Raw genomic sequence first — 26,647 nt, 5'->3', positions numbered from 1 at the left:
TCGTGACCAAGCTGATCCTCTTCCTGGTCCTGCTGGTTATCGCCTGGCGGATGCTGTCGGGTCGGTGGGTCTGGGAAAAACCCGGTCAGCGGAAGCGGGTCGAAGCCGAACGGCGCGCCCGTTCGCTGCTGGAAGTCCGGCGCGGGGCATCGCGAGAGGAAATCGTCGATGCCCACCGCCGCCTTGTGGCGAGAGTGCACCCCGACAAGGGGGGCACTGGCAGCCAATTTCATGAAGCCAATGAAGCGCGCGACTTGCTGTTACGCCAGTTGCCGAAAAAGGAGCATGTATGAGCTATCAGTTCGATCCGACAGTGCTGCGCGAATACGACATTCGCGGAATCATCGGCAAGACCCTGGGTCCGGATGATGCCCGCGCAATCGGGCGCGGTTTCGCAACGTTGCTGCGCGAGGCGGGGGGATCGAAGGTAGCGGTCGGGTACGACGGACGCGTCAGCTCTCCGATACTGGAGCGCGCGCTGATCGAAGGCCTTACCTCGAGCGGGTGCGACGTAGTGCGGGTCGGACTGGGCCCGACGCCGATGCTCTACTACGCGGAAGCCTCAATGGAAGATGTTGACGGCGGCATTCAGATAACTGGCAGCCACAATCCCGCCAATTACAATGGCTTCAAGATGGTATTTAAAGGGCGCCCGTTCTTCGGGGAAGATATCCTCCGGATCGGAACCCTCGCCGTCGAAGGGGCGTGGGCCGATGGCACGGGCAGCGTCGAGACGCGCGAAATCCTGGACGAGTATGTCGAGCGTCTCCTGGTCGGGCTCGAAGGCATCGCGGACGATCGGCTGTCCGCTCTTCGGATCGGTTGGGACGCGGGCAACGGCGCCACGGGGCAGGCCCTGGAGCTGCTCGTCACCCGGCTGCCGGGAGAGCACTTCACGCTGTTTACCGAGATTGATGGAGAGTTTCCTAATCATCACCCTGATCCTACTGTTCCGGAGAACTTGGAGGACCTGCGGCGGCTCGTCACGGAGAAGAACCTCGATTTCGGAGTAGCTTTTGATGGCGATGGCGACCGAATCGGAGCGATCGACGGGCAGGGACGCATCATCTGGGGCGACCAGCTGCTATCGATCTACGCCGAGGACCTGCTGAACCGGCGTCCGGAAGCTACGATTATCGCCGATGTGAAAGCATCGCGCGCTTTGTTCGATCGTGTGTCCGAACTAGGCGGAAAGCCGCTGATGTGGAAGACCGGCCACAGCCTGATTAAGTCCAAAATGAAGGAAACTGGCTCCCCGCTCGCAGGGGAAATGAGCGGCCATATCTTCTTCGCGGACGACTACTACGGCTACGATGATGCGCTCTACGCGGCGATTCGGCTGATTTCGGCAAGTGTCCGGCTCGACAAGTCGGTCACCCAGCTGCGCGGAGAAATGCCCGAAATGGTGAATACGCCGGAGATGCGCTTCCAAGTTGATGAGAGCCGCAAGTTCGCCGTGATCGACGAAGTAAAGCAGCGGCTGTCGACCACCGACGCCCAGGTCAACGCCACCGATGGCGTCCGCGTGACCAATGACGATGGCTGGTGGCTGCTGCGCGCTTCCAACACGCAGGACGTGCTCGTCGCCCGGGCGGAAAGCGACAGCGAGGAGGGGCTGGAGCGGTTGATGGCCCAGATCGACGATCAGCTGGCCAAGTCCGGGCTGGAACGTGGGCCGCAAGCCGGCCACTGAGGCCCGGCCGACACCGGACGGCATGGACCGGTCACTGCACGACTGGCTGGCGCGCATCGGGCTCGATCGCGCGCCACCAGCGGATGCCGCGGGTTTGGCGCTGCTGCAGGATGCGCAGCGGCGCTCAATCCCGTTCGAGAACCTCGACATCCTGCTCGGCCGCGGGATCGCGATCGATCCGGAAACGGTGTTCGAAAAACTGGTGACCCGCCGGCGAGGTGGTTACTGCTTTGAGCAGAACCGGCTGTTTGCCGACATGCTCCGCCGTGTCGGCTTCGACGTTCGGCCGCTGCTTGCCCGGGTGCGGCTCAACCAGCCGGAAGACGCGGTCCCGCCGCGGACCCATACTCTCCTGCTGGTCCGTGTCGGCGGCGCGCCCTGGATCGCGGATGCCGGCTTCGGCGGAAGCGGGGTGCTGCCGCTGGCCTTGCGGGACGGGGCCAGCGCGCAGGCGGCCGATGGTGCGGTTCACCGTCTGCGGCGAACGGGGCAGCCGGGCAGCCTCGGCGGCGAATGGCTGCTGGAACGCAGCAGCACGCAAGCGGGGGACTGGCAAGCGCAGTACACCTTCGATCTCGCCGAAGTCGGCCCGGAGGATCTGGAGATGGGTAATCACTGGACGTCCACGCGCGCCGGTACCCGATTCACGGTGGTGCCGGTTGTCAGTATCGTCCTGCCTGACGGTTTTGCCGCACTTTCCGGCTGCACGCTTACCGTAACCCGCAGCAAAGACATTCGGCGGAGCGACATTCCGGATGCCGAGGATTACCGGCGCAGCCTGCGCGACATCTTCAGGCTGCAACTGAGTATGGAAGAAGTGGCCGCGCTGCCGCCGTTCCTCCCTGTACGGGGCTGAGCCCGCCCGCCGATACTCGGAACCCTGCCTTGCCTCGGGCGTTTTTAGGGCAGGAGAGATACCCCACCCATGCTCGTCGATGATAAAACGGAACAACTCGCCCGGGCCGAGTTGTTCGACAAGATTGCCGATCATGACTTCCCCTGTGTCGGGGCGAAGTCGGCGGTGGCGCGCGGGACGCTCAAAGTTCTGGTGTGTCATTCGCTGACCAGCGGGTGGGACGATGTGCGCATTCACGGCGAATTGCTGGAATGGGCCAAAGCTTACCGCCAGGATCCCGGCGGCTTGCGCAGCCTTGCGGCAGTGTTCGAAGGTCCTGGTGACTTGGACGAAACCGAATTCGAACGCGCCATGTGGGAGCGAATCCAGTCCTGTGCCGACAAGGACAGCTGGCGCGGCCAGCCGTATGACGAGCGTGTCAGTTCCAATCCCGAAGACCCGCATTTCTCGCTCAGCTTCGGCGGGGAAGCCTTTTTCGTGGTCGGGCTCCACCCGCAGGCTTCGCGTCCGGCACGCCGATTTCCGCGGCCCACCCTTGTGTTCAATCTGCATGACCAGTTTGAGCGGCTGCGCGAGGAAGGCCGCTATGAACGGATGCGCGAGAAGATACTTGAGCGCGACCAGCAGCTGGCCGGGCACGTCAATCCCATGCTGACCCGCTTTGGCGAAGTGAGCGAAGCGCGGCAGTACAGCGGGCGCCTGGTCGACGACGAGTGGAAGTGCCCCTTTCACGATCCGCGCATCGACACTGACCGATGACGCCGGGAAGCATTTGCGAGATTCCGCCCCGTAGCGGTGCGGCGCTGCGTCTGGAGCAAGGCCAGGTGCTGCGGGTGATCGATCCTGAAGGCGTTCAGGTCAGCGATCTTGTCGCCTACAGCGCCGCGGATGTGCGCGAGACGATCTCAAACGGCCGCACGTTCGACTACGAAGAGACCATCCGCCTTTCCACGGGCCATCGTCTTTGGTCGAACCGCTCCAACACGATGCTGACGATCATCGAGGACACGGTCGGCTGTCACGATTTCCTGCTGACCCCATGCAGTGAGGCAACCTTCCGCCATTTCTATCCCGATCAGCCGGTCCACCGCGGCTGCTTCGGCAATTTGGCCGAGGCGCTGGCTCCTTTCGGGATCGAGTCCGATGCCATCCCGACCGCGTTCAACCTGTTCATGAACGTTCCTGTCGATCCCGCCGACGGGACAGTGCAGGTCCTTCCTCCCGTCAGCAAGCCCGGGGATTTCATCCGCCTGCGGGCGGAAATGGATTTGGTGATCGGGCTGACGGCGTGCTCTGCCTATGCATCGAACGGCGGCAGCTTCAAACCGATCCACTACGCCATCGAAGGCTGAAGCATCGCGCCGCGCGCCAGCATCAGCAGCCCCAGTGCGAGGAACAGGGTGGCCGCCGCGACGCGCACCGCCTGGAGCGGGATCCTCCGCATGATCTTTTCTCCCAGAAAAACGACCGGCACGTTGGCGAGCAGCATGCCGATCGTCGTTCCTGCGGTCACTGCGCCGACGGCTTCGAACCGGGCGCCAAGCGCCACCGTGGCGAGCTGGGTCTTGTCACCCATTTCTGCGAGGAAAAAGGATGTCGACGTCACCAGAAAAGCGCTGCCGTGCGGCCTTGCGGCTGTGTTCTGGTCCAGCTTGTCCGGCACGAGAGCCCACAGGCCCATCGCGATGAAGGAAAAAGCTACTACGGCCGAGAACCAGGGGCCATCGAGCCACTGAGCCACCTCGGCCCCGGCCCACGAGGCGAGGGCATGGTTTTCGAGCGTGGCGACAAGGATACCGCAGACGATGGGGAGCGGCTTGCGAAACCGCGCGGTGAGCACCAGAGCCAGCAACTGCGTCTTGTCGCCGATCTCGGCGAGAGCCACCAGCGCGGTCGAGGTAAGAAATGCGTCCATCGGATCTACCGGCCGGGCCCTGTTGCGCAACCAAGGACATCGCATCCCCCGCCCGGCGAAGCGGGGACGCAATGCCATTGGTCTCGCCGGGACGGCTTTCCCGTCCCTTGCGCGCCACGACCTCTCGGCCGAGCATGTTGACGCGCAAACCCGCCGAAGCGGTCGGCTACTCCCCAGATGACGCGCCGGGACTAGGGGACCCGACGGTGAAAGACAAGGCGGCGTCCGGGGAAAGAAGGCGACACTAAAGAACAGGTGCGCCAGAAATGGAGGTGGGGTGGCAAGGGCGTCCAACGAAAAAGGGGCCCGCTGAACGGACCCCTTTCGTTTATTCTACGCTGTACCGGATCAGGTAAGGACGCCGGTGGTCTTCTCCGTCGTCACGACCCGCTCGTCGGAGGTGCCGAGGTCATCGTACTCCTGCACCCGCAGATTGTTCTGCACGTGACGAACGCCCGAGAGGCTCTCGACGCACCGTTCGGCACGGTGCTTCTGCTCACGGCTGCGAACGGTCCCGTTGAGGGTGATCTCACCGTCATTGACGGTTACCTCGACGTTGCGGGCGTCGACCCGCCAATCGTCCGTCAGACGGTCGGAAGCGTCTTCGAGGACGCGGTCGTCCGACCGGCTGTAATTCGCCGGACCGTGCCCGGCATAGCCGGACTGGCGCCGCCGGCTGTAATCGTCATCGTCATCGAACCAGCTCTCGACCTTGTCTCCGGCTCGCTCGACGAAGCCGCGATCTTCGTTGCGGTCGGTATAGCCCCGGTGCGGAGCAGGGCCGTAGCCGCCCCCGGCCGAATAGCTGCCAATTCCGCGACCGTAGCCGCCATAAGGCCGCGCTCCGCCTGCGACGAAGTCTGCGCCGCCTACATCGTCGCCGGTGAAGCTGCGGAAGCCTCGGCCGCTCGCCGCGTAGTCTGCGCCGTAGCCGCCATAGTCACCGCCGCCATAGCCTCCGCCGTAGGACGCGCCGCTGTAGGAGCCGCCCGAATAGCGTTCGTTATCGCCCCAGCCGGAGCGCCGATCGGAATAGCCTGCGCTGGGCGTGTAGCGACCGCCTTCATACCGCTCATCCCGGCCTGCGGGACGATAGTCGCGGTCCTCGTAATCTACGCCGTAGCGGTGCGCATCACGGGGGCCGCGGCCCACGCCGTTCCAGGGTTCGTCGTAGCGGTCCCTGTCACCCCGATTGTACCGGTCCCGGCTTTCGTAATCGTAGTTCCGATCGTTTCCGTAAGTTCCTTCGTCGCGATAGTCACGATCACGCATGGTGGTTTCCCCGTACGGCCTGCGATTGCGATAACGGTCTGCCATATGCCTGTCTCCTTTGGTAAAGTACTGCTCAAATACACGCGCCAGCCCGACACCGGTCTCACGGCGCGTGGCCCGCTTCGTAGCGGGTCACACTTCAACAACGGTCGGGTTCGACTTGTGGTTGCGCCGCTCAGCGCATCTCTGTCGCGCTTTGGCGCATGCTTTCGCAGCCGGGCGGAATCTGCTCCAATCGCAGCATGATATCGCCTGTTCTTCCAACCGAGATCGAGCAGTGGTTCTCCCAGCGAGGCTGGCGTGTGCGACGGCATCAGCGCGCGATGCTGGAAGCAGCCCGCGCCGGACGCCACGCCCTGCTCACGGCGGATACCGGTGCGGGCAAGACGCTCGCGGGGTTCCTGCCGACCTTGGCCGATTTTTGCCCGTCGCAAGCGAACGGCTCCGTCGCTGAGGGCCTCCACACGCTCTATGTCTCGCCTTTGAAAGCACTGGCGCACGACGTGCACCGCAACCTGCTCACTCCGGTCGAGGAAATGGGGTTGCCGATCCGCATCGAGGCGCGCAGCGGCGATACGCCGGCGGATCGCAAGAAGCGTCAGCGCACCCGTCCGCCCCACATTCTGCTGACGACGCCGGAATCGCTTTCCCTGCTGCTGTCGTACCCGGATAGTTTCGAGTTATTCTCGACCTTGCAGCGCGTGATCGTCGATGAAGTCCACGCCTTCGCCACCGGGAAGCGCGGCGATCTGCTCGCGCTGGGCTTGGCGCGCCTGCTGGCGCTTGCCCCCGGGCACCAGCGTGTCGCCCTTTCTGCCACCGTGGCGGACCCGGAGGCGTTTCGCGGATGGCTGGCCCCGTGGGGTGACATCGACAGCGTGGAACTGGTGGAAGGCGAACAGGGTGCACCTCCATCGGTCGAAATACTGCTGCCTCAGGATGAGCGGGTTCCGTGGAGTGGCCACGCCGCGACTTGGGCAATCCCGCAGGTCTATCAGGAGATTCGGCGCAACCGCACAACGCTGGTCTTCACCAACACGCGGTTCCTGGCAGAGCATACGTTCCAGAAGTTGTGGGAGGCGAACGAGGACCACCTGCCGATCGGGATTCATCACGGGTCACTGTCGAAAGAGGCCCGGCGCAAGGTTGAAGGCGCGATGGCTCGCGGCGAGCTGCGGGCGCTTGTCGCGACCGCCAGTCTCGACCTCGGCGTCGATTGGGGCGACATCGACTGCGTGGTGCAGATGGGCGCGCCGAAGGGATCGAGCCGCCTGCTCCAGCGGATCGGAAGAGCGAATCACAGGCTGGACAGCCCCAGTCGGGCTATCCTGGTGCCTGGTAATCGGTTCGAGTTCCTGGAGGCCACCGCTGCAAAGGAAGCAGTGGATCTGGGGGAGAGGGACGGGGAGCCGTTCCAGCCGGGCGGCCTCGACGTGTTAGCCCAGCACGTGATGGCCTGTGCGTGCGCCGCACCGTTTCAGGAAGCCGACTTGCTGGCGGAAGTCCGCTCAAGCTCAACCTATGTCTGGGTGGACCAGGCGACGTGGAAGCGGGTGCTGCAGTTCGTCGCGACCGGCGGCTACTCGCTGGAAGCCTATGACAAGTTCCGCCGGATTGTGCGGGAGCCTGACGGCACCTGGCGCCTCACTCATCCGGAGCATGCCGCCCGGCATCGGCTCAACGCCGGGATCATCGTCGATTCCGAAATGGTTGAAATTCGCATTCGATCGGGGCGGGGCAGAGGTGGCCGATCGCTTGGCAGGGTTGAAGAACAATTTGCAGCCTCGCTGGGGCCGGGGGATACGTTTCGCTTCGCCGGGCTGGACCTGGAAGTGGAAACTCTGCGGGATCTGGAACTGATCGTGCGGGCAGCCAAGCGGTCTGCAGTAATCCCCAGCTACATGGGCGCGCGGATGCCGCTGACCACGCACCTTGCCGATCGTGTGCGCAGCTTGTTGGCCGACCGCGCGGGGTGGGGCCGGTTTCCGGACAATGTGCGCGATTGGCTGGAGATGCAGGACTGGCGGTCCGAGATGCCGACGCCCGACACTCTGCTGGTCGAAAGTTTTCCGTACGCCAGCCGGTGGTACACCGTGCTGCACACGTTCAGCGGGTGGAACGCGAACCAGTCGCTGGGGATGCTGATCGCCAAGCGGATGGAGCAGCGCGGGCTGCTGCCGGGAGGGTTCATCGCCAACGACTACTCACTTGCCGTGTGGAGCCTGAAGCCGGTGGAGGATCCGGCGCCGCTACTGTCCTCCGATATCCTGGCGGAGGAATTCATCGCCTGGATTGAGAGTTCACACTTGCTGCGCCGCGCGTTTCGCGAAGTTGCCGTAATCGCCGGCCTAGTCGAGCGGCACCATCCGGGGCAGCGGAAATCGGGGCGGCAGGTCACCTTCTCGACCGATCTGATCTACGACGTGCTGAGGAAGTATGAACCCGAGCATATCCTGATCGAGGCAGCCTGGGCCGACGCGCGCGCGCGGATGACGGATGTGGACCGGCTGGGCCAGTTGCTGGACTCGGCGCAGGAAAGGCTGGTGCACGTGCGGCTCGACCGGGTGAGCCCGCTTGCCGTTCCGGTGCTGGTGATGATCGGGCGGGAGAACCTGCCGCTCGGAAGCGCGGAAGACCAGTTGCTGCTGGAGGCGGAAGCTTTGGCGGCAGCGGCCATGGGGGAGGAGCCGCAGGTGGGGGAAGCCGCCAATCACGATGGACTGGCCGGAGCGGACGACTGACAAAGAAAAAGGGGCGGAAAACTCCGCCCCTTCTCCTGAATTGTCCGGGAGGATCAGCCGGTGGGGTTGGCTGGGCCACCCGTGCTGAACGCCCGGTACTTCTCGTTACCGACGAAGCCGAACTTGGTCACGCCCGAGGCCTTGATGATGTTGAGCACCTTGGCCGAAAGGTCGTAGCTTGCCAGCGGCTCAGGCTCGAACTGCAGTTCAGGCTCGACCGCGAAGGTCAGGGTCTGCTGCAGGTTTGCCACCAGCTGGTTCTGGTTAATCACTTCGCCGTTCCAGAAGATCTGGTCGTTCGGCGATAGCACGATCTTGTTCTTGACTGGATCGATGTTGCTGGAAGGCGTGTTCGAAGGCGTCGGCAAGTCGATGTTGACCGAGTGCGTCGCCACCGGGATGGTGATGATGAACATGATGAGGAGCACGAGCATGACGTCGATCAGCGGCGTCGTGTTCATCTCCATCATCGGCGAACCATCGTCCTTGCCGCCTGACATTGCCATGAGAGGTTACTCCTGAATTCGTTCAGCCGGTCAGCCGTTCGGGTCGACCGGGTTGGAGATGAAGCCGATAGTGGGATAGCCCGCCGCCTGCACGTTGTAGATCGTGCCTGCGATGCAGCGCCACGGCGCATTCACGTCCCCGCGAATGAAGACCTGCGGGATCTTTTCCGGGTTCGCCATGATCGCGTCGACGCCGCCTTCGGCCTGCACGATGTTGTCGAGCCGTTCGAATGCCCTGTCGTACAGTTCCTGGGAATCGACCGGAGTGACGTTGTTGAAGTAGACCCGGCATTCCCCGCCGCGCGTGGCACCAGCGAAGCCCGGCTCCCCTGCGCTGCGGCCTGCATCGTCGGTCGTGCTGACCGTCAGCAGCAGGTTTTCGACCTTGTCCTTCGATTCGTTCGATTCGAACACTGGAATTTCCAGTTTTTCGATCGTCTGGATGGCAACCGGAACCGCGATGAGGAAGATGATCAGGAGCACCAGCATGACGTCCACCAGGGGAGTCGTGTTGATGTCCGACATCGGCCTTTCGGCGCCGCCACCGCCTGTCGACATAGCCATGGTTCAGTCCTAACTCAAAAGTTCGTCTTGCCTGGGCGGACCTTTGCTTTCGCTCCGATCCGCCCGTGTAGCTGAAGCCACCTGAAGCTTGCCTGTCCGTGCCTTACGGCTTGGTGACCGGCTTCGGGGTGGCGACCGGACCGGGCTTTACCGGAGCGGCGGCCGGCTTGGCCGGAGCAGCCTTGGTCGTCGTTGCTGCCACTTCCGGACGGATCGTGCCGCGCGAGGTGATGTTGGCGAGCAGGTCGGTCGAGAAGCCGCTGAGCAGCTCTGCGATCCGCTTGTTGCGGGACTGCAGCCAGTTGTAGGCAAGCACGGCCGGAACGGCGACGAGCAGACCGATGGCGGTCATGATCAGTGCTTCACCGACCGGACCTGCGACCTTGTCGATCGAGGCCGAACCGGCAAGACCAATGTTGATCAGCGCGCGGTAGATACCGATAACGGTACCGAGCAGACCGACAAACGGGGCGGTCGCGCCGACGGTGGCGAGGAACGAGAGGCCGCCGGCCAGCTTCGAGTTGATCGCAGCTTCGGAGCGCGCGAGCGAGCCGTGCAGCCAGTCATGAGCTTCGAGCTGGTCGGTCAGCTTGCCGTGCTGGGCTTCGGCGGCGAGGCCATCGTCGACCAGCTGGCGCCATGCGCTGTCGCGATCGAGCTTGTTGGCACCTTCCCGGAGAGAAGGCGCGCGCCAGAACGTGCTGCGCACTTCGCGGTACTGGCGGAAGATCTTGTTCTGCTCGAGCAGCTTGGTGATCAGAATGTAGAACGATCCGACAGACATGATCACGAGCACGCCAAAAATAGTCCAGGCGATGACACCGCCCTGCTCCATTGCTTCAATGAAGCCGAATTGGTTCTGGGGCGCCGCGTCGCCGGCTGCGGCCAGGATGTCGATAAGCATGCGGGTGGTCCTCTCAGGATGAACAGGATTGAGATTGAACAGTTAGGCAGAAGGGGAACGCCCGTCGCCGTTAGCTGAGTCTATAAACGATACGGGTTGCGTACCGGCCCGTGGTCGGATTGCCGGCGTCGTCCAACGCAGGTTCGAACCGGGCGTAACGCTCCATGCCGGTGCACGCGGCGCGGTCGAGCTCGGAAGAGCCACTGGGACCCGTCACGGAGCAGGAGGTTACCCTGCCATCGGGACCGATGACCACGGACACGCCCACTGTACCTTCAGTGCCTTCGCGAAGCGCGCGGGGAGGATAGTTCTCCTGGATGCGCCCAGCCCAGCTGCGCTGATTTCTCGGTTCCGCGCCACGTGCCTGGGAAGGCGGCGGAGGCGGCGGAGGAGGGGGCGGCGGCGGCGGCGCAGGACGCGGCGGCGCAGGCGGTGCCGGCGGCGGCACGGTCCGGATAACGGGCGCGGGCGGAGGCGGCGTCTGCACGATCTGCACCGGCGGCGGGTTTGGATTGACCTGAACCGGCGGAGGCGGCGCCACGATCGGCGGCGGCGGCGGAGCGATGTCCGGTTCCGGCGGCGGAGGCGGCGGTTCCTCTGGCGGAGGTGGCGGGGGTTCGTTGATGTCCACCGTTGTCACGCGTTCGATGACCTTCACGGCCGCCGAATAGGCCAGCCCGGTGATAAGGGCATAGCCGATTGCGAGGTGGATGAGGACAACAATGGCAATTGCGATAATCTTGTTACCGCTCATCTGTTGATCAGCGTAGGCCATCCAGTCGCATCACTCCGTTTTCATGTCAGCCTGTTACGGCCACGCGGCTGTACAGGTATGGCATCCTGCCAGCCGTTGACGAGATTTGTCTACCCTGAAAACCAATCGTCGCTCCCGCATGCGGGAAAAGCGCGAAAGGATTTAAAGGCCCCTTTTTTAGCGTTTTGGGCCCGTTTCCGGCGGTATTAGCTCCGAAGATCGACGGGGGCAAACCCTTTTGCGCCGTTTTGCGGTTCACGGGCAATTCACGACACCCCCGCTTGTTGGTCATGCTTGATGGCGGCTACGAGTGGAGCCTATCAAGGAAAGCCGCGTTGAGGTGGCGAAAGGCAAGCGAACTGTATGATGAGCAAGCACATTTCCGGTTTCCGCGCGGCCCTGGCTGCTCTTCCGTTGCTGTTCGCGGGGGCCGGTCCGGCCGCAGCCCAGCCGCTGCGGGCCGACGCTGCCGTGCAGGCGCCCACCTATGCCGATCTGGTCGATCTTGCGGAAGCGGCGGGTCTGGTTGCCCGGGCACGGGTGGTGGATCAGGCGACGGTCAAGCCCGAACGCGCGCCCGGCCTCGCCCCCGGCCGCGCCCGACTGTTCGTCGAGGCACAGACCGAGGCGTTGCTGACCGGCCAGGCGGCGCTGGGCGAATCCCTGCGCTATCTGGTCGACATGCCGGTGAACGCGAAAGGCAAGCCGCCCAAGCTCAAGAAAAGTTCAGTCCTGCTGTTCGCCCGCGCCGTGCCCGGCCGTCCGGGCGAGCTGCAACTTGTTCGGCCCGATGCGCAGCTGCCGGCCGATCCGCAGATCGAATCCCGGCTGCGCGCAATTCTGACCGATCTCGCTGCACCCGATGCTCCCCCGCGGATCACCGGAGTGCGTGACGTGATCTCCGTGCCCGGAAACCTCGCCGGGGAATCCGAGACACAGATGTTCCTGGAGACGCGGCAAGGCGACCCGGTGTCCCTGACCATCCTGCGGCGGCCTGGGATGGAGCCGCAGTGGGGTATCTCCTGGTCCGAGATCGTCGACCAGTCTGCCCGGCCACCCGAGCCGGAAACGATCGAGTGGTATCGGCTCGCCTGCTTCCTCCCACGCGGACTGCCGGCCGATGCGTACCTGCAGGACAATGCGGCGTCGCGGGCGCAGGCAGAGGCCGACTACGAGCTGGTGATCGAGCGTCTGGGGGCCTGTGAGCGGTCGGGCGGATGATCGCCTGCGGATGATCGCCTGAGCATTGGCCGACAAACACGCTGGCCAAGCTGCGCCGGGTTGCCTAAGCGCCCCTTCTGAAAAGGGGGAAGTCGTGACCGAACCGCTTCGTATCGCTCTTGCCGGCTTGGGTACCGTTGGGGCCGGCGTCATTCGTCTGATCGACGCCAACGCGGCGCTGATTGAGCGCCGGGCTGGCCGTCCGCTGGAAATCGTCGCTGTCAGCGCGCGAGACCGGACCAAGGATCGGGGGGTCGATTTATCCCGCTTTGCGTGGGAAGACGACATGACCGCGATGGCATCGCGTGAGGACATCGATGTCGTTGTCGAGCTGGTCGGAGGCTCGGACGGTCCGGCGGTAACGCTGGCGCGCAACGCGATCAAGGCCGGCAAGGCGCTCGTCACTGCAAACAAGGCGATGATTGCCCATCACGGCTTGTCCTTGGTGGAACAAGCGGAAGAGCGCGGGACCGCCGTCAAGTTCGAAGCGGCCGTCGCGGGCGGCATTCCGGTGATCAAGGGCTTGCGCGAAGGTGCCGCAGCCAATGCCATTGAGCGGATTTACGGCATCCTCAACGGCACCTGCAACTATATCCTTTCCACGATGGAGGATACGGGGCGCGACTTCGGCGAGGTCCTGAAGGAAGCGCAGGCCCATGGCTATGCCGAGGCCGATCCCACTTTCGACATCGAAGGCGTGGACGCGGCGCACAAGCTGGCGATTCTCGCCGCGATCGCCTTTGGCGCGCGGATCGACTTCCGATCGGTGGAAGTGCAGGGAATCAGCCGGGTTCGTGCGGCCGATATCGCGCAGGCTGCGGCGCTTGGCTACGTTATCCGGCTGATCGGAATGGCCGATACGGATCTGGCAAAGGACGGGACCTGCCGCTTGTTCCAGCGCGTGCAGCCTTATCTCGTGCCGCTCGACCATCCGCTGGCGGCGGTGGACGGCCCGACCAACGCGGTCGTCACCGAAGGCAATTTTTCCGGGCGCCTGCTGTTCCAGGGCGCCGGTGCGGGCGACGGCCCGACAGCGAGCGCGGTGGTGGCCGACCTGATCGACATCGCCCGGGGGGATGATGGGCGTCCGTTCTCGGTTCCCGTGGGGCAGTTGGAAAACCTCGGCCCGGCGGATGTCGGCCATCGGACCAGCCGCGCCTATGTGCGGTTCGCAGTGGCCGATCGTCCCGGCGTGCTGGCCGAGATCACCGCCGCCATGCGCGATGCGGGAGTCTCCATCGAAAGCCTGATCCAGAAAGGCCAGCCTGAAGAAGGTGGCGAGGTTCTGGTGGCGCTGGTCACGCATGAAGGACCGGAGCGCTGCGTCAGCCACGCCCTGCAATTGCTCGAATCGTCCCCGAGCCTTACTGAAACGCCGCTGGTCATGCATCTGCTTGGTTGATGGACCCGCGCTTTGCCGCCACCGTGCGGCCCTACCTGCCACCCTATCAAGGAGGAGATCGGTTCTATGATCAGCAAGCCTAACCCTGAATCCAGCCACGTGCTTGACCGGGTACTCGTCCTTGAGATGGTCCGGGTCACGGAAGCGGCCGCGATTGCCGCTTCCAAGCTGATCGGCCGGGGAGATGAAGACGCCGCCGATGCCGCCGCCGTGGAGGCGATGCGCCGGGCGTTCGACGACCTCGCCATCGATGGAACCGTGGTGATCGGTGAAGGCGAGCGGGACGAGGCGCCGATGCTCTACATCGGAGAGCCGGTCGGCGGATCGCCCGGCAAGGGACCGAAGATCGACATCGCGCTCGATCCGCTGGAAGGGACTTCGATCACGGCCAAGGCTGGAGCCAATGCGCTGGCCGTGCTGGCTGCGGCCGAGGAAGGCTGCTTGCTTCACGCGCCCGACGTTTACATGGACAAGATCGCCGTCGGCCCGGGATACCCGCCCGACGTGATCAGTCTTGACCGAAGCGTGCGCGAGAACGTCGAAGCCGTCGCCGAGGCGAAAGGCTGCAAGCCCGACGAAATCATCGTCTGCGTACTCGACCGGCCGCGCCACGCCGATCTGATCGCGCAACTGCGCGAAACCGGTTGCGGCATTCAGCTGATCCCCGACGGCGACGTCGCGGGGGTGATCGCGACCACCAACGAGGAAACGACGATCGATCTCTACATGGGTGTCGGCGGCGCGCCCGAAGGTGTGCTGGCTGCGGCGGCCCTGCGCTGCACGGGCGGACAGTTCAACGGACGCCTGCTGTTTCGCAACGACGACGAACGCGCGCGCGCGACCAAATGCGGCATCGAGGACCTCGATCGGATCTACAAGCTCGACGATCTCGCGAAGGGCGACTGTATCTTTGCCGCGACCGGTGTGACAGACGGTTCCCTGCTCGGAGGCGTGAAGCGTTTTCGCGGCGTGATGACGACCGAGAGCGTGGTGATGCGCGCCAGCTCAGGCACGGTGCGCTGGGTCACGGGCGAGCATCGGACCGACTGACCGGCTGCAGGTTGCAATCGTATGACACTGGGCTAGAGCGCGGGCCTTCCCTGGCTTTAGAGGCGGCAGTTTTTTCATGAAGATAATGGCCGGCAATTCGAACTTGCCTTTGGCACGCGCAATCGCGGGTTATCTCGAGATTCCGCTGACCGATGCCAGCGTCCGCCGCTTCGCGGACGAGGAGATCTTCATCGAGATTCACGAAAACGTCCGCGGCGAGGACGTTTTCGTGCTGCAGTCGACCTCTTTCCCGGCGAACGACAACCTGATGGAATTGCTGATCGGGATCGATGCCCTGCGGCGCGCCTCCGCGAAGCGGATCACGGCAGTGGTGCCCTATTTCGGCTATGGCCGACAGGACCGCAAGCCCGGCCCGCGCACGCCGATCTCGGCCAAGCTGGTGGCGAACCTGATCACCGAAGCGGGGGCTGACCGAGTGCTGTCGGTCGATCTTCACGCGGGCCAGATCCAGGGCTTCTTCGATATCCCGACCGACAACCTGTACGCCGCGCCGACGATGGCGGCCGATATTCAGGCGCGTTACGGCGACCAGAACCTTGTGGTGGTTTCCCCCGACGTCGGCGGTGTGGTCCGGGCCCGGGCTCTGGCCAAGCGGCTGGACAATGCGCCGCTGGCGATCGTCGATAAACGACGGGAGAGGCCCGGCGAATCCGAGGTGATGAACATCATTGGTGAGGTGAGAGGCCGCGACTGCGTGCTGATCGACGATATCATCGATTCGGGTGGGACGCTGTGCAACGCGGCCCAGGCCCTGCTCGACGCTGGCGCTCAGAGCGTGGCGGCCTACATCACCCACGGAGTGCTGTCGGGCGGAGCCGTGGCGCGGGTGGAGCATTCTGCTTTGACCGAACTGGTAATCACCGACACGATCCTGCCGACCGAGGCGGCGAAGGCATCGAGCCGCATTCGCGTGCTGACGGTTGCCCCTCTGATCGGCGAGGCCGTTCGCCGGATCGCCGATGAGAGCAGCGTCAGCTCGCTGTTCGATTGATGCTGCGCGATTCGGACATAGCGCTAGCCCACCGGCTCGCCCACGCGGCGCGCGAGGTGATCCGGCCCCATTTCCGCACCGTTGTGGAGAGTGAGCGGAAGGGCGATTCGACACCGGTGACGATTGCCGACCGCGCGGCCGAAGAAGCGATGCGCCGAATTCTGACGGCCGAGTTGCCGCAGGATGGAATCGCAGGCGAGGAATTCGGCACCAGCGAAGGGCGTTCCGGCCGCCAGTGGGTACTCGATCCCATTGATGGGACCACCGGCTTTCTTGCCGGGCGGCCGATCTTCGGGACCTTGATCGCGCTGTTGGTTGAAGGATTTCCAGTGCTGGGGATCATCGACCAGCCGATTCTGGGGGAACGCTGGCTTGGCGTGACCGGGCAGGGGACGACGCTCAACGGAAAAGCCGTTCGCACGCGGCCATGCCGGGAATTGTCCGACGCGACGCTTGCCACCACCGGTCCGCATTACTTCGACGATCACCAGGGCGAGCACTTCATGGCGCTTGCCGCGAAGACCGATCACAAGCGCATGGTGATGGGCGGGGACTGCTACAACTACGCCATGCTGGCCAGCGGTCACATCGACATCGTCTGCGAGGCGGGGCTGAAGCTGCACGATTTCGCCGCGCTCGTCCCGGTAGTCGAAGGTGCGGGCGGGACGATGGCCGACTGGACCGGAGAGCCGCTGCACGCAGGCTCCGACGGACACGTGATTGCGCTGGGCGATCCGGCGCGGCTTGAAGACGTGGTAGAGGCGCTCGCCTGTCGGCACTGACTTCGGCACGCACTCCGGCACGCACTCCGGCACTCACCAGCTCGCCGCTCGTTCACCGGGCATGAGCAAGGACAAGACCATCTGCATCACCGGCGCGGGAGCCGGCATCGGGCGCGGCACCCTGCTGCACTTCCACGGCCTCGGCTGGCGCGTCGCAGCGCTCGACAAGGATGAGGACGCGCTGGCGGAACTGGCGCGGCTGCTGCCCGGCGAGCGATGCCTCACGGCCGTCTGCGACGTGGGCCAGGAAGCGCCGGTGAAGCAGGCGTTCGGCGCATTGACCGATTGGCTCGACGGTGATCCGCTGACCTGCCTCGTCAACAACGCTGGAATCGCTGATCCGTTTTGCGGACCGCTGGATGAGCTCTCCCTGGCAGCGTGGCAGAGCTGGATCGACGCCAGCCTGACCGCCGCCTTTCTGTGCAGCCGCGAGGCCTTGCCGCTGCTTCGCCGGGCCGAGCAGGCGAGCATCGTCAACATCTCGTCAACCCGGTCGCGGATGAGCGAGAAGGATACGTTTGCCTATGCCGCGGCCAAGGGCGGGCTCGATGCTCTGACGCATTCGATGGCGGTGAGCCTTGGTCCCCGGATCAGGGTCAACGCGATTCTGCCGGGATGGATCGTCACCCAGCCGTGGCAGAAGGAACGCGAGCGCGGGGAGCCGGACCTGCGCCCGGTCGATCATGCGCAGCACCCCGCCGGAAGGGCCGGCACGGTCGAGGATATCGCGCGGACCGTCGAGTGGCTTGCGGAGGCCGGCTTCGTCACGGGCGAGCAAGTGGTGGTCGACGGCGGAATGACTCGCAAGATGATCTACGCTGACTAGTACCGAGCGCTGCTTGGCCTTGGCGATGCTTGCCTTTTTACCCGCGGGGGCTTAAGGGCTCGCGCTTCACCGACACGATTCACGGACCGGCCTGGCCGAAAGGGCTGCCAGGGCTGGTCTTTCGTGTCCCCGAAAGGAGACGAAAATGCCCAAGCTGAAGACCAAGAGCGGTGTGAAGAAGCGCTTCAAGATCACCGCCACGGGTAAGGTCAAGCATGGTGTCGCCGGCAAGCGCCACCGCCTGATCAGCCATAACGCCAAGTACATCCGCCAGAACCGCGGCACCACTGTCCTTGCCGATGCCGACAGCAGGACGGTGAAGAAGTGGGCCCCCTACGGCCTCGACTAAGCCCGGAAAGACAGGAGTACTAAGCTATGCCCCGTATCAAACGCGGCGTGACCACGCGCCAGAAGCACAAGCGGATTCTCGACCAGGCCAAGGGCTATCGCGGTCGCCGCAAGAACACGATTCGCGTCGCCCGCCAGGCGGTGGAAAAGGCGGGTCAGTACGCCTACCGCGACCGCAAGGTGAAGAAGCGCAGCTTCCGCGCCCTGTGGATCCAGCGCATCAACGCAGCTGTCCGCGCCGAAGGCCTGACCTATTCGCAGTTCATCCACGGCGCCAAGCTCGCCGGGATCGAACTGGACCGCAAGGTCATGGCCGATCTGGCGATGAATGAAGGCGCGGCCTTCGGTGCGATCATCCAGCAGGCGAAAAGCGCACTGCCGGCCTGATCCGCCCATCGATGAGATTGTGACAAGGGGCGCGGGCGGCATGGCCATCCGCGCCCTTGTTGCATTTGGCATTTCCATTAAGACTTGGGCTTGCGCCCAACCGCCGTTAACAGGCGCCGCGACATGGCTGAACTCAACACACTCGAAACCGAAGCCCGCACGCGGATCGCCGCGGCGGACGATCTTGCCTCGCTCGATGCCTTGCGGGTCGAATATCTGGGCAAGCAAGGCAGCGTTTCGCTGCTGCTGAAGACTCTGGGCAAGATGAGCCCGGAGGAGCGGCAGGAGAAGGGGCCGACGATCCAGGCCCTGCGCCAGGCGGTCAGCGATACGCTGGCCGATCGCAAAGCGGCGCTGGAACAAGCGGCGCTGGAAGCGCGGCTGGCCTCGGAGCGGATCGACTTGTCGCTGCCCGCGCCGGAAGCGCCGAAGGGATCGGTCCATCCGGTTGCCCAGGTGATGGATGAACTGGCCGAGATCTTTGCCGATATGGGTTTTTCGGTCGCGACCGGTCCCGAGATCGAAGACGACTGGCACAACTTCACCGCGCTCAACATGCCGGAAAGCCATCCGGCCCGAGCGATGCACGATACGTTCTATTTTCCCGATGCGGGCCCGGACGGCGGACGGATGCTGCTGCGGACCCATACCAGCCCGGTGCAGGTGCGCAGCATGAAGGCCCACGGCGCGCCCTTGCGAATCATCGCCCCGGGCCGGGTTTATCGGTCGGACTCCGACGCGACGCACACGCCGATGTTCCATCAGGTGGAAGGCCTGGTGATCGATCGGAACATCCACCTTGGCCACTTGAAGTGGACGCTGGAGACATTCCTCAAGGCGTTCTTCGAGCGGGAGGACATCGTGCTGCGGCTGCGCCCGTCCTATTTTCCGTTCACCGAACCTTCGGTCGAGGTCGATGTCGGCTTCGCCATTCAGAACGGCCCGAAGGGGCAAACGCGCGTACTCGGCGGCAGCGGCGATGCGCCGGAGCATGGCTGGATGGAACTGCTGGGATCCGGGATGGTCAATCGGCGGGTCATCGAGATGAGCGGGCTCGATCCGGATGAATGGCAGGGATTCGCCTTCGGGGTTGGAGTCGACCGGCTGGCGATGCTGAAATACGGGATGGACGATCTTCGCGCCTTCTTTGACGGCGATGTGCGCTGGCTGAAGCACTATGGCTTTTCCGCGTTCGACCAGCCGACCCTTTCCGCCGGCGTGGGAGCACGGGCATGAAGTTCTCGCTCGAATGGTTGACGCACGCACTGGACACGGACGCGAGCGCCGAAGAGATCGCAGCCAAGCTCAACGCGATCGGGATCGAGGTCGAAGGGCTGGAGAACCCGGCGGACAAGCTCGCCGGGTTCCGGGTCGCCAAGGTTCTGACCGCCGCGCCGCATCCCGATGCTGACAAGCTCCAGGTGCTGACCGTCGATGCCGGGGACAGCGAACCGCTGCAGGTCGTCTGCGGCGCGCCCAACGCTCGTGCGGGGATGACGGGCGTGCTCGGCCTTCCCGGAGCGGTTGTCCCCGCAAACGGGATGGAGCTGCGCAAGAGCGCGATTCGCGGGGTCGGATCGAACGGGATGATGTGTTCCGTGCGCGAGCTGCAGCTCGGCGAGGAGCACGACGGGATCATCGAACTGCCCGAGGATGCGCCGGTCGGCACGTCTTTTGCGGAGTATCGCGGCGCTTCGCCGGTGTTCGACGTGGCGATTACACCCAACCGCCCGGATTGCATGGGGCTCCACGGCATTGGACGCGATCTCGCGGCAGCGGGCATGGGGACGCTGAAGCCGCTGAAGGTCGAGCCGGTAGCGGGACAATTCCCTTGTCCGGTCGAAGTTCGCATCGACGATCCCGAAGGATGCCCTGCGTTCTATGGCCGGGTGATTCGCGGTGTACGGAATGGTCCTTCGCCCGAGTGGGTGCAGGCGACGCTGATCGCGGCGGGGCAGCGGCCGATTTCGGCGCTGGTCGACCTTACCAACTACGTGATGCTCGGCTTCGGCCGTCCGGCGCACGTCTATGACCTTGCGAAGCTTGAAGGTGCGGTGGTCGCGCGGCGGGCAAAGCCGGGCGAGCAGGTCCTTGCGCTGAACGAGAAGACCTACACGCTCTCACCGGAAATGACGGTGATCGCGGACGACAAGCAAGTGCACGACATCGCCGGGATCATGGGCGGGGAACATTCGGGCGTTTCGGAGGACACAAGCGACGTCCTGCTGGAAATTGCCTTCTTCGATCCTGAGCGGATCGGGGCGACCGGGCGCACGCTTGGCTTGTCGTCCGATGCCCGCACCCGGTTTGAACGCGGCGTGGACCCCGCGTTCATGGACGACGGGCTGGAATTGCTGACCCGGATGATCCTCGACGTCTGTGGGGGCGAAGCGTCGGAGGTGGTTCGCGTGGGAGAGCCGCCGCTCCAGACGAAGACCGTGGCGTTCGATCCGGGGCTGACTGCCCGGCTTGGCGGGGTTGAAGTGGCGGAGGCGGAGCAGCGCGCGATTCTTGAATCGCTCGGGTTCTCGGTTTCGCCCGAATGGCAGGTGACGGCACCGACCTGGCGGCCGGACATCGACGGGGCCGCCGACATCGTCGAGGAAGTGGTGCGGATTCACGGGCTCGACCGGATAGAAAGCGTACCGCTGCCCCGCGCCGAGGGCGTTGCGCGCCCGACCGCCACGCCGGAACAGAAGGTCGAACGCCGGTTGCGCCGCGCGGCGGCCACACGGGGGCTGAACGAGGCGGTGACCTGGTCGTTCATTCCCGAAGCGGACGCGCAGCCTTTCGCGGATGGCGAGTTGTGGCTGCTACAGAACCCGATCAGCGAGGACATGAAGGCAATGCGTCCTTCGCTGATCCCTGGCTTGCTTGCTGCCGCGAAGCGCAACCTCGACCGGGGACTGAGCGGGGTGCGCCTGTTCGAGATCGGACGGCGCTACCTGCGTGCCGGCAACGGGACGAGCGACGAGCGGCCAACCCTGGCAGTCCTGCTTGCCGGGGAAGAGGAGCCGCGCGGCTGGGCTTCTGGCAAGGCGCGGATCTTCGATGCGTTCGATGCCAAAGCTGAGGCGCTGGCGCTGCTTGCGGAAGCAGGCGCTCCGGTCGACAAGCTGCAGGTGATGGCGGACGCTGGGCCCCAATTCCATCCCGGTCAGTCGGCAACCCTGCGTCTCGGGCCTAAGACAGTGCTCGCCCGCTTTGGCGCGTTGCATCCGGGAACGATTGAAGCGTTCGACGTCGACGCGCCGGTCATGGCGGTGGAGATCTTCCTCGACGCAATTCCCGCACGGAAAGGGGGAGGGCAGTTTGCCCGCGCGCCTTACGCGCCGCCCGCCCTGCAGGCGGTGATGCGCGACTTTGCCTTCCTCGTGCCGGAGGACTTGCCGGCCGGGGACTTGCTGCGAGCCGTCAAGGGCGCCGACAAGGCGAATATCGTCGATGCCCGCGTGTTCGATGAGTTTCGCGGTCAGGGTGTGCCCGAAGGCAAGAAGTCGCTGGCAATCGAGGTCACGCTCCAGCCGGGCGAGAAGAGCTATGGCGAGACCGATCTCAAGACCATTTCCGACCGGGTAGTCGCAGCGGGCGGGAAACTGGGGGCGGAGTTGAGGGGCTGATATCGCGCCCCTGCAAAAGCAGGCCCTTCCATCCCATCTATCCGCTTCCCGCGCGTGCGGGGGGTTATGACTCTTTGCTGGAAAACCAATGTCCAATCGCCGCACCTTCGCGATCATTTCCCATCCCGACGCGGGGAAGACCACGCTGACCGAAAAGCTCCTGCTGCAAGGCGGTGCGATTCATCTGGCGGGTGAGGTGAAGGCGCGGGGTCAGGCCAGGCGTGCCCGGTCGGACTGGATGAAGATCGAGCAGCAGCGCGGGATTTCCGTGACGAGCTCGGTCATGACGTTCGAGAGGGACGGGATCACCTTCAACCTGCTGGATACGCCGGGGCACGAGGATTTCTCCGAAGACACCTATCGCACGCTGACAGCGGTCGATTCGGCCATCATGGTGATCGACGCCGCCAAGGGGATCGAGCCGCAGACGCGCAAGCTGTTCGAGGTGTGCCGCCTGCGCTCCGTGCCGATCATCACCTTTATCAACAAGGTCGACCGGGAAGGCCGAAGCGGGTTCGAACTGCTCGACGAAGTGGCCGACACGCTGGCGCTGGACGTCTCGCCGCAGAGCTGGCCAGTGGGTATGGGGGGCCTGTTCCAGGGTGTGCTCGATTTTTCCGATGGGGCGGTCAGCCGGCCTGAAGGCGGAAGCAAGGAGTTCCTCGGTCAGCGTGATGCAAACCCCAAGCTTCCGGAGGACATTGCCGAGGAAGCCGAGTTGGCGCAGGCGGGCTATCCGGAGTTCGACCTCGAATCTTACCGAAACGGTGACCTGACGCCGGTCTATTTCGGTTCCGCACTCAAGAACTTCGGCGTGACCGAACTGATCGGCGCAATTTCCCAGTTCGCCCCACCCCCCCGCCCGCAGCCGTCCGCGCAGGGAGAGATCACGCCCGAGCGCGACGAGGTCACCGGGTTCGTGTTCAAGGTGCAGGCGAACATGGATCCGCAGCACCGCGACCGGATTGCTTTTATGCGAATGGTCTCAGGCACGTTCAAGCGAGGGATGAAGCTGGTGCCTTCCGGCCTCGGCAAACCGATAGCGGTGCATTCGCCGATTCTCTTCTTCGCTCAGGATCGCGAGATTGCGGACACTGCGGAAGCGGGTGACATCATCGGCATCCCGAATCATGGAACGCTGCGTGTCGGCGATACCTTGTCTGAAAAGAACGACGTACGCTTCACCGGACTGCCGAATTTCGCGCCGGAAATCCTGCGGCGCATCGTGCTGAGGGACCCGACAAAGACCAAGCAGCTGCGAAAGGCGCTGGACGACTTGTCCGAAGAAGGGGTGATCCAGGTGTTCTATCCCGACATTGGAGCGCAGTGGATTGTCGGGGTCGTCGGGCAGCTTCAGCTCGACGTGCTGGTTTCGCGGCTGGAAGCCGAATACAAGGTCGAGGCGGTGCTGGAGCCGTCACCGTTCGCAACGGCCCGGTGGCTGAAGGGGCCGTCCGAAGCCATGAAATCTTTCGAGCAGTTTAACCGGGCAAATCTTGCCCGCGACCGCGATGGCGACCTGGTGTTTATGGCGAAATCCCCTTGGGACGTCGGATACCAGCAGGAAAAGAACCCGGAGATCGCCTTCGGCGCGACGAAAGAACGCTAGGGGAGCACTTTCGGCGCACTAGCGTTAGGGAGACGCCGTGCAGATCACTTTTGCCAGCTACAACATCCACAAGGCGGTCGGGCTGGATCGCAAGCGGGATCCGGAACGCATCCTGACCGTGCTGCGCGAAGTCGGGGCGGACGTGGTCGCGCTGCAGGAAGCAGACCGCAGGCTGGGGCAGCGCACCGCCGTGCTGCCGCGGCAGCTGCTGGATGAGCATCACTGGCAGCTCGTTCCGCTCGCCATGCGACCTGCCAGCATGGGGTGGCATGGGAATGCGATCCTGGTGCGGCGGGGAATCGATATCCTCGACGCCGAGCCTGTCCACCTGCCGACCCTGGAGCCGCGCGGAGCAGTTTGCGCGCGCCTGCGTCACGAAGGGCAGGAGTTCTGTGCAGTCGGGATGCACCTCGACTTGTCCGGTATCCGGCGCAGACAACAGATCGGAGCCGTCTGCCGACACATAGAAGGCAAAGGGCCGGCAGTGCTGATGGGCGATCTGAATGAGTGGTCGCGTCACGGCGGAGCCTTGCGCGCGTTCGGCACCGAATGGCGCGTGCTGACGCCCGGGCGCAGTTTCCCGGGCAGGCGGCCCTTGGCCACCCTGGATCGGATAATTCTTTCGCCCGAGTGGGAGTGCGAGGAGACGGCAGCCCACCACAGCGCGCTGGCCGTCCGGGCATCTGACCACCTGCCGGTGCGGGCTCGGTGCACCTTCGTGCCTAAAAAAGGGGCAGATGCCCAAGATTGATGCGAGCCTAGGGAGACAAGTGCCGTTCCTTCCGGCGCTTCTCGCATCACCCTGAACGAAATCAGCCTTGGCACGCTGTTTGCATGTGGCTTTTCGATCGGGCAACTGCCCGCGAAGAAAGGGGTCACGGATGAAGCTCGTCATCGCCGTCATTAAGCCGTTCAAGCTCGACGAAGTCCGCGAGGCGCTTAGCGCAATCGGGGTCGCGGGTATGACCGTGTCCGAGGTCAAGGGCTTCGGCCGGCAAAAGGGCCAGACGGAAATATACCGCGGGGCCGAATACTCGGCCAACATGCTGCCCAAGGTGAAGATCGAGGTTGCCGCCGTCGATGCCCTTGCGCCGCAAGTGGTGGAGACGATCCAGCAGACCGCCAGCACCGGAAGTATCGGTGACGGCAAGATCTTCGTGCTGGACCTGGCGTCGACCACCAGGATCCGGACGGGTGAAACCGGGGATACCGCGCTTTGAACCGCATATTCGCAAGGAAGGGCGACATTATGATCCGCAAAGCGCTTTACGGCGCCGGCGCTCTGGGGGGCACGATGTTTTTCGCGGCAACGGCTTGGGCCCAAGCTATACCTGCTGAGATCGCCTCCAATCCCGGCCTGCAGAACTCCGCTGCCGCCGTGCCCGTCGCGGCTTTGCCGAACCCGGGCAACAATGCGTGGATGATGACGTCCACGCTCCTCATTTTGCTGATGATCTTGCCGGGTCTGGCGCTGTTCTACGGTGGACTTGCCCGTTCGAAGAACATGCTGTCCACCCTGACCCAGGTCGGTGCCAGTGCCGCACTGGCGATGCTGATCTGGGTAATGTGGGGCTACGGCCTCGCTTTCGGTCCTGAAGGCAACGCCTTCATCAGCTGGGGCAAGTTCTTCCTTGCCGGTGTCACTCCAGAAAGCACCGCGCCGACATTCACCGACGAGGTGATTAGTGAATACGTGTTCATCTCCTTCCAGATGACGTTCGCGGGCATCACTTCCGCCTTGGTGCTGGGCGCCACCGTTGAGCGGATGAAATTTTCTGCGGTGATGCTGTTTATCGCGGTATGGCTCACCATCGTCTATTTCCCGATCGCGCACATGGTCTGGGCAGCGGGTGGCTTCCTGTTTGAAGGGGGCATGTTCGGCACGGATTTGCCTGCCGCGCTTGATTTTGCGGGCGGTACGGTGGTGCACATCAGCGCGGGGGTCTCTGCTCTGGTCGCGGCGCTGATACTCGGAAAGCGCCGAGGGTATCCTGTTGAGCCGATGCCGCCGCATTCCCTGACGTTGACCATGGTCGGAGCCGGTTTGCTTTGGGTTGGCTGGTTCGGCTTCAACGCGGGCTCTGCGCTCGAAGCGAATGGCTCAGCCGGTCTGGCGATGATCAATACTTTCGTTGCCACGGCCGCGGCGGCCTTGGCCTGGATGTTGACCGAGCGCCTGATGGGCCACAAGGGGTCGGCCCTCGGGTTCGCCTCGGGGCTGGTGGCCGGCCTTGTCGCCGTCACACCTGCTGCAGGCAACGCCGGCCCGTTCGGCGCGATCATGCTCGGCGCTGCTGCTTCGGTTGTCTGCTACTTCGCGGTTGCGAAGCTGAAGCCGGCCATGGGCTATGACGACGCACTGGATGCCTTCGGAATTCACGGAGTCGGCGGGATTGTCGGCGCGATCGGCACCGGCATTGTGTTTCAGCCATACTTTGGAGGGCCTGGAGACGGGTCGGCCGGCATCGGCGCACAAGTTGCGACGCAGATCATTGCCGTTCTGGTTGCAACAGTCTGGGCCACGCTGGGAACCGTGATTGCAATTTTCATTGCAAGGGCTGTGACAGGTCTTCGGGTAAGGCCGGAGGTCGAGCAGGAAGGTCTCGACATCGGCGAACATGGAGAGCGCGCCTACAATTGGTGACAGGGGTCGGTGAGCCGGGCCTTTCTCCCCCCGGTTTCGCTGCTCATCGTTCCTCTGCGAACACGAACCTGACGGGCCGGAGCGCTGCTCCGGCCCAGTTTTTTGCAAGGAATGTATTCGGATGAAAAATGAAGGGGTTGCAGGTAGCTGGACGTGCTCCCGACTACCACTGGAGCGGGGCTAATGTGGCACATGCGCCACATTACTTCCTCAATTTTCCCTTGCGCCCTGTTTCTTTTATTTTCAGGGTCGGGCATCGGAACATTTCGGGCTGCGCAGCTTTCCGGAGCACGGGACGCAACTCGAATACAGCTTTCCGGTGAACGCCTCGGATGATCGCGTTGATTTCTGATGAGGCGTTCGGCAGGAGTAACAGTGAGGCTAGACAGCCTCAGAAGGGGAAACCAGCATGCGTAAAATTGCGCTCTGCACAGCAGTAGCGGTGTCGGCGATAGCCGCGCCTGCCATGGCTCGTGATGGTCAGGCATATATCGGGCTCAATCTTGGTGTCGTCGCTCCGGAGAATACCGATCTCGACATC

General features: G+C 64.0%; 26 protein-coding genes and 1 riboswitch. Of the genes, 20 read left to right on the top strand and 6 right to left on the bottom strand.

The features are described from left to right. Positions 1–2: 2 nt before the first annotated feature. The 5 genes from ELY13_RS10360 (at position 3) to ELY13_RS10340 (ending at position 3,901) form a co-directional block, all read left to right on the top strand. Positions 3–293, top strand: a complete 291-nt coding sequence (locus ELY13_RS10360) for a J domain-containing protein (protein WP_241233641.1) — start codon at positions 3–5, stop codon at positions 291–293. Beyond that, entirely contained in the window at positions 290–1,693 is a 1,404-nt protein-coding gene (pgmG, locus tag ELY13_RS10355) for a phosphoglucomutase/phosphomannomutase PgmG (protein ID WP_126173847.1), read from the top strand. The genes ELY13_RS10360 and pgmG overlap by 4 nt, the downstream gene beginning before the upstream one ends. Before the next feature lie 22 nt (positions 1,694–1,715). After that, entirely contained in the window at positions 1,716–2,549 is an 834-nt protein-coding gene (locus ELY13_RS10350; protein WP_126173959.1) for an arylamine N-acetyltransferase family protein, read from the top strand. A gap of 69 nt (positions 2,550–2,618) precedes the next feature. Further along, on the top strand, positions 2,619–3,308 hold the full coding sequence (gntA, locus tag ELY13_RS10345) for a guanitoxin biosynthesis heme-dependent pre-guanitoxin N-hydroxylase GntA (protein WP_126173846.1): 690 nt from the start codon (positions 2,619–2,621) through the stop codon (positions 3,306–3,308). Continuing rightward, a complete protein-coding gene (locus ELY13_RS10340) occupies positions 3,305–3,901 on the top strand; it encodes a DUF1989 domain-containing protein (protein ID WP_126173845.1) in 597 nt (198 codons plus the stop codon). The genes gntA and ELY13_RS10340 overlap by 4 nt, the downstream gene beginning before the upstream one ends. Here ELY13_RS10340 and ELY13_RS10335 read toward each other — a convergent pair. Beyond that, positions 3,883–4,464 (bottom strand): TMEM165/GDT1 family protein, encoded by a 582-nt coding sequence (locus ELY13_RS10335; protein WP_126173844.1) that lies wholly within the window; start codon positions 4,462–4,464, stop codon positions 3,883–3,885. The genes ELY13_RS10340 and ELY13_RS10335 overlap by 19 nt on opposite strands. Positions 4,465–4,552: 88 nt before the next feature. Next, positions 4,553–4,653: riboswitch (yybP-ykoY riboswitch) on the bottom strand. Between the two features lie 159 nt (positions 4,654–4,812). Next, positions 4,813–5,781: a BON domain-containing protein gene (locus ELY13_RS10330; RefSeq protein ID WP_126173843.1), complete on the bottom strand. Its 969-nt coding sequence runs from the start codon at positions 5,779–5,781 to the stop codon at positions 4,813–4,815. 197 nt (positions 5,782–5,978) lie between these two features. On the opposite strand from ELY13_RS10330, the gene ELY13_RS10325 reads away from it, so the two are divergent. Further along, positions 5,979–8,477 carry a ligase-associated DNA damage response DEXH box helicase gene (locus ELY13_RS10325; protein WP_126173842.1) on the top strand — a complete coding sequence of 833 codons (2,499 nt, stop codon included), beginning with the start codon at positions 5,979–5,981 and terminating at the stop codon, positions 8,475–8,477. Between the two features lie 53 nt (positions 8,478–8,530). On the opposite strand, the gene ELY13_RS10320 is transcribed toward ELY13_RS10325, so the two are convergent. The 4 genes from ELY13_RS10320 to ELY13_RS10305 form a co-directional block, all read right to left on the bottom strand. Beyond that, the gene (locus ELY13_RS10320) at positions 8,531–8,983 is read right to left on the bottom strand and encodes an ExbD/TolR family protein (protein ID WP_126173841.1); all 453 of its coding nucleotides are present in this window, start codon (positions 8,981–8,983) and stop codon (positions 8,531–8,533) included. A 30-nt stretch (positions 8,984–9,013) separates the two neighbouring features. After that, a complete protein-coding gene (locus ELY13_RS10315; protein ID WP_206436034.1) occupies positions 9,014–9,547 on the bottom strand; it encodes an ExbD/TolR family protein in 534 nt (177 codons plus the stop codon). Positions 9,548–9,650: 103 nt separating this feature from the next. Then, on the bottom strand, positions 9,651–10,451 hold the full coding sequence (locus ELY13_RS10310) for a MotA/TolQ/ExbB proton channel family protein (RefSeq protein WP_126173840.1): 801 nt from the start codon (positions 10,449–10,451) through the stop codon (positions 9,651–9,653). Positions 10,452–10,521: 70 nt separating this feature from the next. Beyond that, complete coding sequence (locus ELY13_RS10305; RefSeq protein WP_241233640.1) at positions 10,522–11,205, bottom strand: energy transducer TonB; 684 nt, start codon at positions 11,203–11,205, stop codon at positions 10,522–10,524. A 366-nt stretch (positions 11,206–11,571) separates the two neighbouring features. Here ELY13_RS10305 and ELY13_RS10300 point away from each other — a divergent pair, with 366 nt between their 5' ends. The 14 genes from ELY13_RS10300 (at position 11,572) to ELY13_RS10235 (ending at position 26,106) form a co-directional block, all read left to right on the top strand. After that, the gene (locus tag ELY13_RS10300) at positions 11,572–12,426 is read left to right on the top strand and encodes a hypothetical protein (RefSeq protein ID WP_241233639.1); all 855 of its coding nucleotides are present in this window, start codon (positions 11,572–11,574) and stop codon (positions 12,424–12,426) included. 94 nt (positions 12,427–12,520) lie between these two features. Beyond that, complete coding sequence (locus ELY13_RS10295) at positions 12,521–13,828, top strand: homoserine dehydrogenase (protein WP_126173838.1); 1,308 nt, start codon at positions 12,521–12,523, stop codon at positions 13,826–13,828. 66 nt (positions 13,829–13,894) lie between these two features. After that, positions 13,895–14,878 (top strand): class II fructose-bisphosphatase, encoded by a 984-nt coding sequence (gene glpX / locus ELY13_RS10290; protein WP_126173837.1) that lies wholly within the window; start codon positions 13,895–13,897, stop codon positions 14,876–14,878. Positions 14,879–14,954: 76 nt separating this feature from the next. Then, entirely contained in the window at positions 14,955–15,890 is a 936-nt protein-coding gene (locus tag ELY13_RS10285; RefSeq protein ID WP_126173836.1) for a ribose-phosphate pyrophosphokinase, read from the top strand. After that, complete coding sequence (hisN, locus tag ELY13_RS10280) at positions 15,890–16,672, top strand: histidinol-phosphatase (protein ID WP_126173835.1); 783 nt, start codon at positions 15,890–15,892, stop codon at positions 16,670–16,672. The genes ELY13_RS10285 and hisN overlap by 1 nt, the downstream gene beginning before the upstream one ends. A 61-nt stretch (positions 16,673–16,733) precedes the next feature. Beyond that, on the top strand, positions 16,734–17,498 hold the full coding sequence (locus tag ELY13_RS10275; protein ID WP_126173834.1) for an SDR family NAD(P)-dependent oxidoreductase: 765 nt from the start codon (positions 16,734–16,736) through the stop codon (positions 17,496–17,498). Between the two features lie 145 nt (positions 17,499–17,643). Then, on the top strand, positions 17,644–17,847 hold the full coding sequence (gene rpmI, locus ELY13_RS10270) for a 50S ribosomal protein L35 (protein WP_126173833.1): 204 nt from the start codon (positions 17,644–17,646) through the stop codon (positions 17,845–17,847). 26 nt (positions 17,848–17,873) lie between these two features. Then, complete coding sequence (gene rplT / locus ELY13_RS10265) at positions 17,874–18,233, top strand: 50S ribosomal protein L20 (RefSeq protein ID WP_126173832.1); 360 nt, start codon at positions 17,874–17,876, stop codon at positions 18,231–18,233. Between the two features lie 123 nt (positions 18,234–18,356). Further along, on the top strand, positions 18,357–19,469 hold the full coding sequence (pheS, locus tag ELY13_RS10260; RefSeq protein WP_126173831.1) for a phenylalanine--tRNA ligase subunit alpha: 1,113 nt from the start codon (positions 18,357–18,359) through the stop codon (positions 19,467–19,469). Continuing rightward, complete coding sequence (pheT, locus tag ELY13_RS10255; protein WP_126173830.1) at positions 19,466–21,853, top strand: phenylalanine--tRNA ligase subunit beta; 2,388 nt, start codon at positions 19,466–19,468, stop codon at positions 21,851–21,853. Before pheS ends, pheT begins: the two co-directional genes overlap by 4 nt. Before the next feature lie 88 nt (positions 21,854–21,941). After that, complete coding sequence (locus tag ELY13_RS10250) at positions 21,942–23,462, top strand: peptide chain release factor 3 (protein ID WP_126173829.1); 1,521 nt, start codon at positions 21,942–21,944, stop codon at positions 23,460–23,462. Between the two features lie 37 nt (positions 23,463–23,499). Further along, on the top strand, positions 23,500–24,213 hold the full coding sequence (locus ELY13_RS10245) for an endonuclease/exonuclease/phosphatase family protein (protein WP_126173828.1): 714 nt from the start codon (positions 23,500–23,502) through the stop codon (positions 24,211–24,213). A 130-nt stretch (positions 24,214–24,343) separates the two neighbouring features. Next, positions 24,344–24,682, top strand: a complete 339-nt coding sequence (locus ELY13_RS10240; protein WP_126173827.1) for a P-II family nitrogen regulator — start codon at positions 24,344–24,346, stop codon at positions 24,680–24,682. Positions 24,683–24,711: 29 nt separating this feature from the next. Continuing rightward, positions 24,712–26,106: an ammonium transporter gene (locus ELY13_RS10235; RefSeq protein ID WP_126173826.1), complete on the top strand. Its 1,395-nt coding sequence runs from the start codon at positions 24,712–24,714 to the stop codon at positions 26,104–26,106. Positions 26,107–26,647 lie beyond the last annotated feature (541 nt).

The sequence above is a fragment of the Altericroceibacterium xinjiangense genome (assembly GCF_003958635.1).
Taxonomy (GTDB): Bacteria; Pseudomonadota; Alphaproteobacteria; order Sphingomonadales; family Sphingomonadaceae; genus Altericroceibacterium_A; species Altericroceibacterium_A xinjiangense.
This window is presented reverse-complemented; position numbering and strand designations above follow the sequence as displayed.